The organism is Aequorivita marisscotiae (genome assembly GCF_029814825.1).
Classification (GTDB): Bacteria; Bacteroidota; Bacteroidia; order Flavobacteriales; family Flavobacteriaceae; genus Aequorivita; species Aequorivita marisscotiae.
The window spans coordinates 1465930-1481608 of the sequence record NZ_CP122379.1 but is presented as its reverse complement, the minus strand read 5'-3'; the positions used below and the strand labels follow the sequence as shown (position 1 = coordinate 1481608).

Sequence of the window (15679 nt, the reverse complement as noted above, 5' to 3'; positions counted from 1 at the left end):
AGGGGTTTTATTCTAAAATTAGTTTGTCAATTCGATAATTACTGGCGAAGTTTTCTTAAGTATAACGCCACTTCCTGATACTTTCGCATTTATATCGAAAATTTGTACGGTTTCGCCTCTTCCCGCTCTTCTTAGAGCGCCTTTTGCAGCTGCATCTAATTTGGTTCCGTTTACACGTACTGTTGGTTGCCCAGAAACTTTGAAACTAAAGCCGGAAACATTTAAGTTTACATCAAAATCGAAATCTGGCAATACTGCCGATACCGATGAAATTTCAAGACCGCCGCGTTCCATACGCACAATTCCGGTTTCGCCACGAATGGCACCCACTGGCGCAGGAATATCCTTTATACGGAATTCAGATTTAGAGCCAACTGGCTTGCCGTCTGGCAATGTTCCGTTTGCCGAAATTGTAACCGTTCTACCAGAACCAGGACGCATAACATATTTACTACCCGATACTCTAGATAAGCCAGGTGCAGAGGCATTTACTTTATTGTCCGGAATACCTGGAATAGAAACCGTCATTGGGTTATCTACACCACGATAAACAACATTCATTTTATCTGCAGCAATTACTGCAGAGTTAGGCATTGAAATTGTAGCGAAAGATCTATCTACCGCTACTTCTGTTTCTTCACCACCTTCACCGTAGTATAAGGTTCCTTCTATTTTATGATCACCTGGAGAACCTGCACTAACGCTTAGCTTTACCTTACCTCCTTCGAAGGTATAATCTTTGCCTTCTTCAAGTTTTCTTCCGTCTAAGGTTAATTCGGCTCTCTTTGGCTTAGTGCTTTCATCTGTACGTCCTAAAACAATGGCTCCATCAAAAGTTTCGCCTGCATAATAGGCAGATTTTGAAGTTTCCATTAATGTAGAGTAGTTGCTAAAAGACAATGCTGCAGCTTGTTGTCCTGCCAACATTCTTTGTAAAACTTCACTTTTAGTTGTTTTAACGTCAGCTTGTATCTGAGTAAGCTTAGTAATTGAAGCTACCAATGGGAAGCCTTCGTAGTTATAATTTAACCATTTTACTTTTTTACCATTGCGATTGGTTTCTTCCGCGGTTGAAAAGTTAGCTTCAATAGATTTTTTTATTTCCTCAATACCAGCAACTTTTTCCAAGGCAGGATCTGATAGAATTTTAATCATTTCGGTACGGTAAGCATCCATTTGATCAATAAATTCTTGTCCGCCTTTTTTGTATTTATCTCCTGTAAAAAACAGATTGTTAAAATAATCTGGTTTATCCATCACTTCGTAATCTGATGGATCTTTTACTTTTTCCATTGAAGCCGATTTAAGACTAGCAATGTAGGTATCCAGCTCATCCGATATTTGTGAGATTTCCTTAGCTTTTGCTTCAACTGCGGCATATTGACCTGGTTCGTCAGCTGCTTTTACAGCCAGACCTTCCATAAATTGTTGGTTACGCTGCGATGTTGATACATTCGCCTCGGATATTTTTTCGTTTAAAAGTCCAAAAGCCGATAATACTTCTTTAGACATGTTAAGTGCTAGCATTGCAATGAAAACCAGATACATCAGGTTAATCATTCGTTGCCTTGGGGATAGTTTTCCTCCTGCCATTTTTATTCCTTTTTAAAGATTAATAATTAAGGTGAAACCCTATCTTAGTTTTTACTACCCATTGCAGAAAGCATACCTCCGTAAACGCCGTTCAATGAAGAAAGGTTGGTAGCTAGGTGCTGCATTTGTTGTTTTAATTGTTCTGCATTTTCAGCAACTTCTTTGTTTGCTTCAGCTTGACGGCTTGTTGACTCTATCTGAACTTTATACAAGCTATTTAATGAATCCATTTGTGCAGCTGCAAGCGCCATTTCTTCGCTGTACTTTTTAGTTGAATTCATTGCTTCAGCAGTTGGAGCCATTCCTTTGGCGGCACCTTCAAAAGAACGGATACTTGTAGTAAGGCTGTTCATTAATTCTGAATCAATACGCGCATCTTTAAGCATATCGTCCAATTTTTTAGACAAAAGCCCTTGCGCATCTTCGGTTTCCTTTGCAACAGCTTTTCTATTTGCACTAGCACCACCAGCCAATTCAGGATAAACCAAAGACCAATCCAAATCGTCATCTACAGGCTCAAATGCAGAGATTGCGAAAATAATTGCTTCAGTAATAAGTCCGATTGCCAATAGAAGACCTCCGTCTAGATTAAAAACCCCAAGGTTTACTTCCCAGTGAAGAATTTTAAAAAGCGCTCCTAAAATAACAACGGATGCTCCAAGGCCATAGGCCATATTAAATAGTTTTTTAGATGATTTTGATTGTGCCATAATGCTTAATTTTTAATTGAGAGTTTTTAGTTAAGGTTGATTGAGTTTAGTAAATATGGGGTATTAGCGCGCGTCGCCAAAGTTTTGATTTAAAACTACGTCTGTTCCCATGTAATCTTGAACAGTTCTGAAGCCTATATAACTTCTTGCCGAGTCTGCATATTCGTAATCACGGGTACTTACTTGAAGAAAGTAAGCTACATCTTTCCAAGAACCACCACGCACCACTTTACGCATATTATCATCGTCATTTACATTCGGGTTCATAGTTGAACTGAAATCGTAGGAAGCGGGGTCGTAAGAAGAAGCCACCCATTCTGCCACGTTTCCGGACATATTATAGAGGTTAAAATCGTTTGGTTCGTAACTTTTAGCCTCTACGGTGTACAAGGCTTGGTCTGCAGCATAATCTCCGCGTAATGGTTTAAAGTTTGCCATAAAACAACCGCGGTCGTTTTTTGCATAAGGACCACCCCAAGGATAGGTTGCAGATTCAAGACCGCCACGAGCGGCATATTCCCACTCTGCTTCTCCAGGGAGGCGGAATGAATTTACGAAATTCTTGTTTTTAGATTTTTGATACGCGTTTTTATATAATGTTCTCCAAGCGGTAAATGCCTTCGCTTGTTTCCAGCTTACCCCAACAACTGGATAATCGCCATAAGCTTGATGCCAAAAATAATCGTTGTGCATTGGCTCATTATACGAGTAGTTGAAATCTCTAATCCAAACGGTTGTATCTGGATAAATGTTTATTTCTTCCTTTTTAATAAAATCTTTTCTTCGTTTGCTTTTGTCTCTTGCGGCAGCCTGAATATCCATGTAAGTATATTGGAATTTCAGTTTGCTAACATCTATAGTACGCTGTCCGTTGTACGATTCTTCAATTGGAATATACATGGTATCCATCACTTCTGAATAGTATTCGTCTGGATATTCCGAAGTATCCCAAATAATATCTATTTTATCATTCAGTTTTCTACCGGCGTAGTAATCTTCACCCATCCCAAAATAATTATCGTACATATATTGTTGGTACGGCGTCATTTCTTCGTTTTCCTGATCAACAAATGCAAATTCACCAATTCCGCCATCGCCAGGAGTTGCCCCAACCATGTCTGCCTGAATTGCAAGTCGTAATCGTACGGTAGAATCTCTTACCCAATTTACAAATTGACGGTATTCCGAATTTGTAATTTCGGTTTCATCCATATAGAATGAGCGAACGGTAACCGTTTTTGTTGGGGCATCATTTACCGCAACAAAATCGTCATCACTTTTACCCATAATGAAGGATCCACCAGGTATAAGAGTCATTCCATAAGGTTTTTGAGGATACCATTTTTTACCTTTTACTCCAACCAATTCGCCTCGGTCTCCAGAGTTACAACTGAATAAAAAGGCAACGATCGCAGTTAATGCAATAAACTTCTTCATAGGTATTTTGGTTAAATTTTGAGATTCAAGGGCGTAAACGTATCTATAAAAATCCAAAAAAACAATTTTTTTTTTTGAAAATTCATTGATACCTACCTTTACTTGTTTACTTAAGTTATACTTCATTCTTGTAGCGGGCTTTCAACCACCTTTCAGGAATTTCCTGATTACATGCACCCAAATATTCGCCATAAGTGCAAGGTAATAACGTACGCCTTTTTAATTTATTATTAACATTTGAAAGAAAAGGCAAAACAATCCACCATCTTTCTGTTTTATTACTTTTTTTAAATTCTAAAACTTGGTCTTCAATGGGTACTTTATAGGTGGTAAAAAGACTTTCGTTGTCAAAATCATCATCGGCAACCCTAAAATTATAGCCTTCAATAAAATACCAAAGTATTTGCGCCACAAGCATTGCACCGCTCTTACTTTCAATAGAATTACTTAATTCATAAACGCCAAAAGATTTAACTTTATTGCTTATACCGGCATATCGCGAAATTGCACAAATTTCGCGGCCGTCAAAACCATTTGGGCTATCATTATTTTTATAACTTAATTCTGAACTTTTTATTGCTGTAACATCTAGAGTTACCAAATCTGCATCGCGCATAATAGGCTCTACCGTAGTTAAATCAGCAGTGATTTCGCCCAAGCGGTAAGCATCAAAAAAAAGTTTGTCCATTAATGCAATTTCCTGCGGCGCATTAAAAAACGATTGGTAACCGAGAGCACTATAATTAAAAAGATTATACGGCTGGTCTACTACCATTTTTCCTACATACGATTTGTTCGAAATTGGCAATTCAGCATTTCCGAGGTCAAATCTATTATCTATATTAACCACATTTACCATCGGCCCCAAATTGTCGTAGCTGCGATACTGTGCATAGGCCAAATCTTGGCTTCCACCGAGCACCAATGGCACAATATGTTTTTTTAACAGGGCAGCAATAACTTCCTTTGCTGCAAAACGCGTGTCTTCTACTGTGTTGCCCTTTTCAATATCGCCGAGATCTATTATTTTGTAATTCCAATTGCCAGGATAAAGCGAATACAATGCTTTCCGGTACCGATCAAAACAGAGGTCTTCGCCAATATAATCTACATCGCCACGATTTTCCTTAATTCCAACAATGGCAAACTTTACACCTTTTAAATTGGGCAGCTCCTCCTTTTCGGCATGGGGGTCAATTTGTTTTCCTAAGGTTCCCAAAGGTAGAATTTCGCGATGTGCCAACACCTTTTTTGAAACTGGAGATAAAAATGCTATCATTATTTTTTCTTAGCTGTAGCTTTTTTCTTAGTGGTGGTTTTCTTTTTTGCGGCGGTTTTCTTCTTTGCTGCAGTTTTCTTTTTTGGACTTTTCTTCTCCAACAAAGCTTTTGCTTCTTCTAAAGATATTTTGTCGGCCTCGGTGCCTTTTGGCAATTCCACCTTAGTTTTTCCTTTTATAATATTAAATCTGCCCCATCGCGCTTTTTCAATACGTATTTTTTCTTCCGGCCATTCGTTGATTAACTTATCAATTTCCTTTTGTTTTTTGTCTTCAATAAGTTGTACAATATCTTGATCGGAGAGATTATCAAAATCGTATTTTTTGTTTACGTTAATAAACATGTTGTTCCATTTTATAAATGGACCAAAACGCCCCACCCCTTTTTGAACGGGCAAATCTTCATACATATATATAGGTGCGTCGGCTTTCTTTTTTTCTTCAATTAATTTCTTTGCGAAAGCCATATCTACATCCAGCGGATCCATCCCCTTTGGAAGTGAAATAAAGGTTTTACCAAAACGAACATAAGGTCCAAATCGTCCATTGTTAACCTCAACTTCTTCATTATCGTAAATGCCAAGCGTTTTTGGAAGTTTAAACAGATCCATCACTTCTTCAAAGGTTACCATATGCAATTGCTGATCTGGACGTAAGCTGGCAAACTTTTTCTCCTCATCGTCTGGCGCGCCAATTTGTGCCATGGGCCCGTATTTACCTAAGCGCACTAGAACGGTTCGGCCCGTTTCTGGATCCTCGCCAAGAATACGCTCGCCACTTTCCCGGTCTGCATTTTCCTCCACATGTTCCACTTGCGGGTGAAATTTGTCGTAAAAATCCTTCATCATTTTCGTCCACTCCTCCTTTCCTTCGGCAATGTCGTCAAAATCTTGCTCTACTTTGGCAGTGAAATTATAATCGAGAATATTTTCAAAATGCTCTACCAAAAAGTCGTTTACAATCATCCCAATGTCGGTGGGAACCAATTTTCCTTTATCCGATCCAACGGTCTCGGTCAACGTTTTGTCTTTTACATTTTCCTTTTGAAGGGTAAGCTGCAAATATTTTCGCTCCACACCTTCCACGGTCCCCTTCTCTACATAATTTCTACTTATAATTGTTGAAATAGTAGGTGCATAAGTAGAAGGTCGGCCAATGCCAAGTTCTTCCAATTGTTTTACCAATGAGGCTTCCGTGAATCTGTACGGAGGACGTGTAAATCGTTCTGTAGCGGTAATATAGTTGTTTTGGAGCGAATCGCCATTTTTCATATTTGGCAACATTCCCTCTTGCTCCTCCTCCTCAAAATCGGTTCCTTCCAAATACACTTTTAAAAACCCATCAAATTTTATCATTTCACCATTTGCGGTAAAATTCTCAGAAACTTTTTCTTTGGAAATTACATCAATCTTCACATTGGTACGCTCCAATTGCGCATCGCTCATTTGCGAAGCAAGGGTTCGTTTCCAAATTAAATCGTACAAGCGGGCTTGGTCGTGATCGCCCGTAATAGTGTGCTGGGTCATATCTGTAGGGCGAATGGCCTCGTGAGCTTCTTGCGCGCCCTTGCTTTTCCCTTTGTAATCGCGGGGCTTGCTATATTCTTTCCCGTATGATTTTTCAATTTCCTTTTGAGCCGCATTTTTAGCGTCCTTACTTAGGTTAACGCTATCGGTACGCATATAGGTTATAAGTCCTGCTTCGTAAAGCCGTTGCGCAATGGTCATTGTTTTTCCTACCGAAAAATATAATTTTCGCGCGGCTTCCTGTTGTAAGGTTGAAGTGGTAAACGGTGCCGCCGGACTTTTGCTTGCTGGTTTTTTTGTTAAATCTGAAATTTTATAATCGGCGCCCAAATTCTTCCGAAGAAACTCGCGGGCTTCTTCTTCTGTTTCAAAATTCTTTGGAAGTTTAGCCTTAAACTTACTGCCATCTAGCGTAGTAAATTCAGCATCAATCCTATAAGACCCAACAGGTGAAAAAGCCTCAATTTCGCGCTCGCGCTCCACAATTAATCGCACGGCAACAGATTGCACACGACCTGCAGAAAGACCTCCTTTTACCTTTTTCCAAAGTACGGGCGAAAGTTGGTATCCTACCAAACGGTCCAAAACCCGTCGTGCTTGCTGTGCGTTTACCAAATTATAATCTATTTGACGCGGATTTTCGATAGCCCTTAAAATAGCCGACTTTGTAATTTCGTGAAAAACAATCCGTTTTGTTTTGGCATCATCCAACTTTAACTCCTCTGCCAAATGCCACGCAATTGCCTCACCCTCGCGATCCTCATCACTTGCTAGCCAAACCATATCGGCTTTTTTGGAAAGTGCCTTTAATTCTGCGACCAACTTTTTCTTATCGCTGCTCACTATATATTTAGGTGTGAAATCTCCTTCTACATCTACCCCCAATTCCTTGGACGGAAGGTCTGCAATGTGCCCAAAACTCGAAGAAACTTTAAAATCTTTCCCAAGAAATTTTTCAATGGTTTTTGCTTTTGCGGGGGACTCAACTATCACTAAATTCTTTGCCATATCCTTTATTATTGTGAGTGCAAAAGTATATGAATTTTTTAATACCAAAGGTTTCGGGTGTGAAATTTGAAAACTACCGCCCCGATATTCAATTCAAAAACGCCAATTTTTCTATATTTTTAATAGCACATTCGTGTAATTTTTAAAATTAAAATAATTTTTATTAAAAGCAATCTGCCACTTTGTCACCGCTCGCAATTAATTGTATCTTTGCAAATTCAAGAACTAAGATTTCAAATTTTAGAAGGTAGATTGATTTTTATGAAAAAAGTAATAGACGAAAGCACGCAAGGCAACACGCTAACACTTGAGGCGCGCACAGATAATTCTCAAAAATTATATATTGAAAGCTACGGCTGCGCCATGAATTTTAGTGACAGCGAAATAGTGGCTTCCATACTTTCAGACCAAGGTTACAACACAACAAATATACTTGAGGAAGCCGATTTGGTTTTGGTGAATACGTGCTCCATTCGCGATAAAGCTGAACAAACCATTCGCAAACGTTTAGAAAAATACAACGCTGTAAAGAGAAGGACCAATCCAAAAATGAAAGTTGGCGTTCTGGGTTGTATGGCTGAGCGTTTAAAGGAAAAATTTCTTGAGGAAGAAAAAATAGTAGATTTAGTTGTTGGCCCAGATGCTTACAAAGATATCCCTAATTTGCTGAAAGAAGTGGAGGAAGGTCGCGACGCCGTAAACGTAATTCTTTCAAAAGAAGAGACGTATGGCGATATTTCGCCCGTGCGTTTAGGCGGAAACGGAATTACCGCCTTTGTTAGCATTACCCGCGGTTGCGATAATATGTGCACCTTTTGCGTAGTGCCTTTTACAAGAGGCCGCGAACGCAGTAGAGACCCACAGAGCATTCTGGAAGAGGTGAGAGATTTGGATGAAAAAGGCTATAAAGAAATTACGCTGCTAGGCCAAAATGTAGATAGCTACCTTTGGTATGGTGGCGGACTGAAAAAAGATTTCAAAAATGCTTCGGAAATGCAACAAGCAACTGCGACTGATTTTGCACAATTGCTCGATATGGTTGCGACGGCACATCCAAAAATGCGCATTCGGTTTTCAACCAGCAATCCGCAGGATATGCACGAAGAAGTTTTGCACGTTGTTGCAAAACACAAAAATATCTGCAACCATATTCACCTTCCGGTTCAAAGTGGAAGCACCCGAATTCTAAAAGAAATGAACCGTCAGCATACGCGGGAAGAATATATAAAATTGATAGACAGGATTTGGGAAATTATTCCCGGCTGCGCCATTTCGCAGGATATGATTATTGGTTTTCCAACAGAAACTGAGGAAGATCACGAAGACACAAAAAGCCTTATGGAATATGTAAAATACAGTTATGGTTATATGTATAAATATTCTGAGCGACCTGGAACAGCTGCTGCCCGCAAACTGGAAGACGATGTGCCGGAAGACACAAAGAGCCGAAGATTGACAGAGATTGTAGATCTTCAACAAAGTCATAGCGCTATTCGCACGGCTTCTTTTTTAGGCAAAACAGTAACCGTTTTAATTGAAAAAGAATCGAAGAAAAACAAAGACGAATGGAGCGGAAGAACCGAGCATAATAATGTTGCGGTTTTTCCGAAGAAAAATTATAAAGCGGGAGATTTTGTAAACGTAAAAATAACCGATTGTACTACGGCAACGCTTATTGGCGAAGCAGTTGGATACTCATAAAACCAATATATATGAAACGCATTCTATTTCTTTTTACAGCAAGTTTATTGTTTTTGGCGTGCTCCAATGACGATAATAACGGTTCAGAAAACCCACAAGAACTAAAAATCAAAAAATTTTCAAAGGTCTCGGTGGATCTCAACGGAAATCCAACAGGAAACAGCACTGTATATTTTTTTGATGAAAACGGCAGATTATCACAAAAAAAAGAGGATGAAGCAAATTCAGATTACACCCGAATTATTAATTATAACTACAATCAACTTGGACGATTAACGGAAAGTGTGATGATTTTTGAAGGAGTTAACGGAAATAGATCCCTTGAGTACACCTATGATTCAGAAAATAAATTAGACTTTATATCCGAATCTTTTGATGGGGGAACTCCCGATATATATTTTCAATTGACACATCAGCCCAATAAAATTTCAATAGAACACAGATCCCCTGGTTTTTATACCACATTAAATTATAACAGTAATATACTTACCTCTATACACAACGAAATTGACATGGGCGGATTTTCAACTGAAAGTTTATACTATGATGCTGTAAATAATATAATGAAAAGACCTAGTATAAGTAACACCGGAATTTACGGCGAACCCGATATTTTATCGGAATACACCTACCAATACGATACTAAAATAAATCCGCTCCATACATCCTTTAATGAAAATCATTTGGATTTATTAGGGCAATATTGGTTCAACTTAAATTATTGGAAACCATTTTTATCACCTAATAATTTTACGGGCGAGGTTTACACAAATTCACAATTCCCAGAGGATAATTATACGCTTTTAAAAATATTTCAATATAACACAGATGGCTACCCAACCAGTGCGGTTGTTAAAAAAGACGGAACTCTAATTGAAGAATTAACCTACGAATATTATTAATCTTAATATCAAAAGTTATGAAACGTATTTTATTTTTATTTGCAACAACATTGTTGTTTTTAGCTTGCTCTAATAACGATGACAACACACCTGAAGAAATTCAGGAATTTAAAATCAAGAAGTTTAGTCAAAATTTCTTTTTTGATCAAAGTACAGACAATTACACCTTAGAAAGACTGTTTGATGAATCTGGACAAACTACGCACGAAAGCACGATTCATTCAGATATGACTTTGTATTGGTTATACAACTACAATAATTCTGGACAAATTAGCGAGAAAAGCTTTATTTACGGGGATGATGTTTTAGGCAGACAAGATGTTTTTGCGTATGATCAAGACAACAACATTGACAAAATCACTTTTCTGAGTGGCACCGGCGATGTTGTGGGAATTCGTGATTATTCTATGGAACCAACAAAACTTACATTTCAGCAATCTTCTATGTATGGCGAAATTTATTACAATGCCGAGGGAAAGATTGTAAAAAACTACGTTAGTACAGATACGGGAATAGCTACCCAAATTATTGAATATAGCGGCGATAACATTCAATCTATCAATGAAACTCTAAATAATGGATTTGAAAAAACTTATGTTTTTGAATATGATGAAGGCATAAACCCACTCTACGAATGTGTTGAAAATAATTATTTTAACGCCACCATTGGCGATCATCTTAGTTTGTTCAACAGACATAATTATTTTTCAAAAAACAATTACACACGTGTTACTGTAAATAGCTCAGTGCCAGATTCAAACTATGTAAAGACCAAAACCACAATTTATAATTCTGAGGGTTATCCTACAAGTGCAGAAATTAAGAAGAACGATGTAATTATTAAAGAGTTAACCTACGAGTATTATTAAAACTAAAATTATGAGATCCCCGCGGTTGCGGGGATAACAATATGGAAAGCATACAAGCAACAAAACAACGATTTGGAATAATAGGCAACGATCCAAAATTAAACCGTGCCGTAGAAAAAGCAATTCAGGTTGCGCCAACAGATATTTCGGTATTGGTTACAGGCGAAAGCGGTGTGGGGAAAGAAAGTATTCCAAAAATAATACATTCGCTTTCCCACAGAAAACACGGTAAATATATTGCCGTTAACTGCGGTGCCATTCCAGAAGGAACCATTGACAGCGAACTTTTCGGTCACGAAAAAGGTGCTTTTACCGGCGCAACCGCTACCCGTAGCGGGTATTTTGAAGTAGCCGATGGGGGTACAATTTTTTTAGATGAAGTTGGCGAATTACCATTGCCAACGCAAGTACGACTACTTCGGGTTTTGGAAAATGGCGAGTTTATGAAAGTTGGTTCTTCCGCAGTGCAAAAAACCGATGTTCGCATCGTGGCCGCCACAAATGTAAAAATGGTGGAAGCTATTGAAAAAGGAAAGTTTCGCGAAGATCTTTATTACAGATTGAGTACCGTAGAAATTAATTTGCCACCTTTACGGGAACGGCAAGAAGACATACATTTGCTCTTCCGAAAATTTGCGGCAGATTTTGCACAGAAATATAAAATGCCAACCATTCGCTTAGACGAACGCGCTACGGCATTACTGCTGCAATATAGATGGAGCGGTAACATACGCCAGTTGCGAAATGTGGCCGAACAAATTTCAGTTTTAGAGCAAAATCGCGAAATTAATTACAATACTTTAAAGCATTATTTGCCAGACATGGGCAGTAATTTGCCGGCAGTTATAAATGCGAAAAAAGCGGAAAGCGATTTCAGCAGCGAACGCGAAATACTTTACAAAGTGCTTTTTGATATGAAACGAGATGTAAATGATCTTAAAAAGCTTACTTTAGAATTAATGAAAACTGGCAATACGGCAAAGGTTAAAGAAGAGCAATCGTCGCTCATTAATAAAATTTATGCCGAAGACAATGATGCCGAAGAGGAACTGGCTTCAATAATTGAAGAGGAAAACAACAATTCACAAAACGACGTAGAAGTTTTTAGCATTCCGGAACACGCATCGGAACAACGAAATGACAAGTACGAATACGCCGAAGATATTGAAGAAGAAGAAAATCTATCGCTTCAGCAAAAAGAATTGGAACTCATTAAAAAATCGCTCGAAAAGTACAACGGAAAACGAAAAGATGCCGCAGACGAGTTGGGTATTAGCGAACGAACGTTATACCGAAAGATTAAACAGTACGATCTATAGCGCCCAGCAATAGCAAAAAATAAATTAATATAAATGCCAAAAATATTTTCAGCTTTAGTAGTAATCTTGCTTACTGTTACGTTACAAGCTTGTGGACCGTATTCGTTTACCGGTGCCGATATTAATTACAGCACCACAAAAACCGTTCAGGTTAATTATTTTCAGAATAACGCTCCCATTGTCGAACCCGGAATTGCACGCGATTTTACGCAAAAACTGCAGGACTTGCTTTTAAACCAAACCAGTTTAGATTTGGTAAACAGCAACGGCGATCTGGTTTACGAAGGAGAAATCATCCAATTTTATATAGCGCCAATTACCGCCACTTCTACCAGCACCGCAGCGCAAAACAGATTAACAATTGCCGTAAACGTACGCTTTTACAATACAAAAGAACCATTAAAAGATTTTGAGCAACCCTTTAGCTTTTATTATGATTACGACGGCCAGACACAATTAACTGGCTCAAAACTAGACGCCGCGGTAGATATTATCTTTGAACGTTTAACGCAAGACATTTTTAATAAATCGCTTGCAAATTGGTAACTATTTAACTGTTCAAATAAAAAGTACGTCTTAAAAACATAAAAGACCCTGATATAATTTGAAAATTGAAAATTACACATATCTCCTAGCCAATCCACAGAAAGTTACTTCTGAGGATTTAAATGCATTAAGTGTACTGATAAAAAAATACCCATATTTTCAAAGTGCACGGGCTTTACAGCTAAAAGGTTTAAAAAATCAAGATAGCTTTCTATACAACGATGCTTTAAAACTTACTGCCGCCCACACAACCGATCGCGATATTTTGTTTGAATATATTACTTCGGAAAAATTTATTCAAAATGAAATTTCGCAAACCATTTTGCAGCACGATCCTTCGGTAGCCGAAATAAAAGTTGAAGCCGAAAATGTTTCAGAACAAATTAGTCTCGAAATAGACAAACAACTAAAGGCCGAAATGCAAAAGGCCGAAGATATTTTAAACCCCGAACTTTTTCAAAGAAAAGTAACTTCTGTTTCAAAATTAGTTGAAAAGAAAGACGAACAAAACAGCGAAAATGCCGAAGAAACTTTGCATACTAATAAACCATTAGCGTTTACAAAAAACGACACACATTCGTTTGCCGAATGGTTAAAACTTACAAAGGCAAAACCCATTAATCGTGCTGAAAATGATTCCGAAAAGGAAAAAACGTTTACTTCTGAAAACATCACCGATCAAGATGAACGCGAAAGAAAATTTGAATTAATAGATAAATTTATTCAAGAAAAACCTAAAATTATTCCTTCAGAAATAGAAAAAAAGGCACCAAAACAGGAAAATGTTACCTTAGAAAACACCCAACCACAACCTTCTGATTCACTGATGACGGAGACTTTGGCGAAAGTTTATTTGCAACAAAAAAATTATAAAAAAGCAATTCAAGCATATAAAATATTAATTTTGAAAAATCCCGAAAAAAGTGGTTTCTTTGCAGACCAAATTCGGGCAATAGAAAAATTGATTAATACAGAACAATCATGAGTACGTTTACAATATTTTTAGTTTTAATAATGATAGTGGCCTTTTTATTGGTCGTAGTTATAATGGTACAAAACCCAAAAGGCGGAGGACTTTCCTCATCATTTGGCGGTGGCGGTGGTGCACAAATTGGTGGTGTACAAAATACTAGTGATTTTCTAGATAAAAGTACTTGGACCCTCGCTGCTATTATGCTTGCACTTATTTTGGGATCTAACGTTTTTATTATGGGCGGCAATAGTTTACAATCAAAAACTTTTGATGAAAATGCAATCCAAAATACAATTCCAGCAGTACCTACAACTACAGATACGCCAACGGAAAATCCAGAAGAGGCTAACTAATAGTTCTTTAAAATATATGTAAAAATGCCAGCTCAATAAAGCTGGCATTTTTTATTTCTTAATAATAGCTATTTTTAGAATTGAATAGTTTAGCTATTCAATAACCACTTCATCAAGACCTCCATAATCATCCCCCGTTCTATATTCACCTCGTATCCAAAATTTATCTAAATTAGATAGCACCGATTTAATCTGCGCTTCCGTAGCTTCACTTTTATCCTTATAATTTCCATAAAACCAATTTGTATCCGTGCCAATTTTCACCCTATATTGTGTCCAAGTAGTATCTGGAGAATCTTCAACCAAATAAAAAATTTGATTTTCCCCGCTGGCAAGGATAATGTCTGGAGAATCAAATTGTTTGTTCTTTTCTGGTTTTTGATATAGACTGTAATTAAGGGTGCGTCCGTAGTAACTTTCTTTATTTCCTAAAAACTTTTTTGGCGCTGAAAAATACCAAACACCACCTGCTGCATCGTCCTTGGCTTGTATATAACCATCTACAGCCCCACCCTGTGATGTGTAAGTGGGTTGAACCATATCGCCTTGGGCATCACCCATAATAGTCCAATCTTCGGCATTTTCTTTAAAATGCGAAGAAACCATTTCATTTTTGCAACCCCATAGTAAAATCATTACAGTTAGTGCCATTATATAAAATTGAATATGTGTTCTCATAAATTTACTTTAATTTGATTTCGCTATCAAAGTTATAAAATTAAATTACATTCAATTTATTGCTGAAGTATGGAAATAACTATTGCATTAAACTAATTGTATTACTCTAAATGTGTTACTATTATATAAAGCTATAAATAGCACTTTACAAAGTAAAATCTCCTTCCTTTTATAATAGAGATGGTAGCAATATTGAAAGATAAACCTATTAATTTTTCGGCTATTTATTCCGGACTTCTGACAAGCTGACATTTTTGTTTTGTAAACTGTCAGTTTATGGGCAGTGGCACAATTTCTGCCAATTAGCAAACAAAACATTTAAACATAAGTTTAACGAGATTCCCGTCTTCACGGGAATTATAAAATTAAAATTTTAATATGGCATTAAAAATTCAACCATTAGCAGATCGCGTATTGGTTCAGCCTCAAGAGGCAGAAACAAAAACAGCTTCGGGATTGTACATTCCAGATTCGGCAAAAGAAAAACCACAACAAGGTAAAGTAGTAGCCGTGGGAAAAGGAAAAGAAAACCACAAAATGACCGTAAAAGTTGGTGATACTGTTCTTTATGGAAAATATTCCGGAAGCGAATTGAAATTTGACGGTACAGACTACCTAATTATGCGCGAGGACGACATTCTGGCAATAATTTAACAATTATTGCAAAATCCAAATCCCAAAGAAATAAATCCCAATACGAAACTTTTTTTAAAATTGATTTCTGAATTTTATTTGGAATTTGGTGCTTGTAATTTGGAATTTCTTTAAAAGCAAAAATTTAAAAT

Annotated in this window: 14 protein-coding genes; 8 read left to right on the top strand and 6 right to left on the bottom strand. The window is 37.4% G+C overall.

The window, feature by feature from the left end:
* Positions 1-18: 18 nt before the first annotated feature.
* From porM to topA, 5 genes are all read right to left on the bottom strand, one after another.
* On the bottom strand, positions 19-1593 hold the full coding sequence (porM, locus tag QCQ61_RS06740) for a type IX secretion system motor protein PorM/GldM (RefSeq protein ID WP_279450005.1): 1575 nt from the start codon (positions 1591-1593) through the stop codon (positions 19-21).
* 44 nt (positions 1594-1637) lie between these two features.
* Positions 1638-2303 carry a type IX secretion system motor protein PorL/GldL gene (gene porL, locus QCQ61_RS06735; RefSeq protein ID WP_279450004.1) on the bottom strand — a complete coding sequence of 222 codons (666 nt, stop codon included), beginning with the start codon at positions 2301-2303 and terminating at the stop codon, positions 1638-1640.
* Positions 2304-2366: 63 nt separating this feature from the next.
* Positions 2367-3740 (bottom strand): T9SS ring complex lipoprotein PorK/GldK, encoded by a 1374-nt coding sequence (gene porK, locus QCQ61_RS06730; protein ID WP_279450003.1) that lies wholly within the window; start codon positions 3738-3740, stop codon positions 2367-2369.
* A gap of 115 nt (positions 3741-3855) precedes the next feature.
* Complete coding sequence (locus QCQ61_RS06725) at positions 3856-5019, bottom strand: formimidoylglutamase (protein WP_279450002.1); 1164 nt, start codon at positions 5017-5019, stop codon at positions 3856-3858.
* A complete protein-coding gene (topA, locus tag QCQ61_RS06720; RefSeq protein ID WP_279450001.1) occupies positions 5019-7553 on the bottom strand; it encodes a type I DNA topoisomerase in 2535 nt (844 codons plus the stop codon). Before topA ends, QCQ61_RS06725 begins: the two co-directional genes overlap by 1 nt.
* 261 nt (positions 7554-7814) lie before the next feature.
* Here topA and miaB point away from each other — a divergent pair, with 261 nt between their 5' ends.
* The 7 genes from miaB to secG are packed head-to-tail and all read left to right on the top strand — an operon-like array spanning position 7815 to position 14216.
* Positions 7815-9254, top strand: coding sequence for a tRNA (N6-isopentenyl adenosine(37)-C2)-methylthiotransferase MiaB (miaB, locus tag QCQ61_RS06715; RefSeq protein WP_279450000.1), 1440 nt, complete (start codon positions 7815-7817; stop codon positions 9252-9254).
* Between the two features lie 11 nt (positions 9255-9265).
* A complete protein-coding gene (locus QCQ61_RS06710; RefSeq protein WP_279449999.1) occupies positions 9266-10156 on the top strand; it encodes a hypothetical protein in 891 nt (296 codons plus the stop codon).
* Between the two features lie 17 nt (positions 10157-10173).
* On the top strand, positions 10174-11025 hold the full coding sequence (locus tag QCQ61_RS06705) for a hypothetical protein (protein ID WP_279449998.1): 852 nt from the start codon (positions 10174-10176) through the stop codon (positions 11023-11025).
* 41 nt (positions 11026-11066) lie between these two features.
* On the top strand, positions 11067-12344 hold the full coding sequence (locus QCQ61_RS06700; RefSeq protein ID WP_279449997.1) for a sigma-54 interaction domain-containing protein: 1278 nt from the start codon (positions 11067-11069) through the stop codon (positions 12342-12344).
* A gap of 33 nt (positions 12345-12377) precedes the next feature.
* Entirely contained in the window at positions 12378-12890 is a 513-nt protein-coding gene (locus QCQ61_RS06695; protein WP_279449996.1) for an LptE family protein, read from the top strand.
* A gap of 58 nt (positions 12891-12948) precedes the next feature.
* Entirely contained in the window at positions 12949-13875 is a 927-nt protein-coding gene (locus tag QCQ61_RS06690) for a DUF8458 domain-containing protein (RefSeq protein WP_279449995.1), read from the top strand.
* On the top strand, positions 13872-14216 hold the full coding sequence (secG, locus tag QCQ61_RS06685; RefSeq protein ID WP_279449994.1) for a preprotein translocase subunit SecG: 345 nt from the start codon (positions 13872-13874) through the stop codon (positions 14214-14216). The genes QCQ61_RS06690 and secG overlap by 4 nt, the downstream gene beginning before the upstream one ends.
* Positions 14217-14309: 93 nt before the next feature.
* On the opposite strand, the gene QCQ61_RS06680 is transcribed toward secG, so the two are convergent.
* Positions 14310-14894, bottom strand: coding sequence for a laminin B domain-containing protein (locus QCQ61_RS06680; protein WP_279449993.1), 585 nt, complete (start codon positions 14892-14894; stop codon positions 14310-14312).
* Positions 14895-15272: 378 nt separating this feature from the next.
* On the opposite strand from QCQ61_RS06680, the gene QCQ61_RS06675 reads away from it, so the two are divergent.
* The gene (locus QCQ61_RS06675; RefSeq protein WP_279449992.1) at positions 15273-15548 is read left to right on the top strand and encodes a co-chaperone GroES; all 276 of its coding nucleotides are present in this window, start codon (positions 15273-15275) and stop codon (positions 15546-15548) included.
* Positions 15549-15679: the final 131 nt, after the last annotated feature.

Excerpts from the sequence above, each read along its gene's own strand:
- porM (WP_279450005.1), bottom strand. The coding sequence starts at position 1,593 with ATGGCAGGAGGAAAACTATCCCCAAGGCAACGAATGATTAACCTGATG.
- porL (WP_279450004.1), bottom strand. The coding sequence starts at position 2,303 with ATGGCACAATCAAAATCATCTAAAAAACTATTTAATATGGCCTATGGC.
- porK (WP_279450003.1), bottom strand. The coding sequence starts at position 3,740 with ATGAAGAAGTTTATTGCATTAACTGCGATCGTTGCCTTTTTATTCAGT.
- QCQ61_RS06725 (WP_279450002.1), bottom strand. The coding sequence starts at position 5,019 with ATGATAGCATTTTTATCTCCAGTTTCAAAAAAGGTGTTGGCACATCGC.
- topA (WP_279450001.1), bottom strand. The coding sequence starts at position 7,553 with ATGGCAAAGAATTTAGTGATAGTTGAGTCCCCCGCAAAAGCAAAAACC.
- miaB (WP_279450000.1), top strand. The coding sequence starts at position 7,815 with ATGAAAAAAGTAATAGACGAAAGCACGCAAGGCAACACGCTAACACTT.
- QCQ61_RS06710 (WP_279449999.1), top strand. The coding sequence starts at position 9,266 with ATGAAACGCATTCTATTTCTTTTTACAGCAAGTTTATTGTTTTTGGCG.
- QCQ61_RS06705 (WP_279449998.1), top strand. The coding sequence starts at position 10,174 with ATGAAACGTATTTTATTTTTATTTGCAACAACATTGTTGTTTTTAGCT.
- QCQ61_RS06700 (WP_279449997.1), top strand. The coding sequence starts at position 11,067 with ATGGAAAGCATACAAGCAACAAAACAACGATTTGGAATAATAGGCAAC.
- QCQ61_RS06695 (WP_279449996.1), top strand. The coding sequence starts at position 12,378 with ATGCCAAAAATATTTTCAGCTTTAGTAGTAATCTTGCTTACTGTTACG.
- secG (WP_279449994.1), top strand. The coding sequence starts at position 13,872 with ATGAGTACGTTTACAATATTTTTAGTTTTAATAATGATAGTGGCCTTT.
- QCQ61_RS06680 (WP_279449993.1), bottom strand. The coding sequence starts at position 14,894 with ATGAGAACACATATTCAATTTTATATAATGGCACTAACTGTAATGATT.
- QCQ61_RS06675 (WP_279449992.1), top strand. The coding sequence starts at position 15,273 with ATGGCATTAAAAATTCAACCATTAGCAGATCGCGTATTGGTTCAGCCT.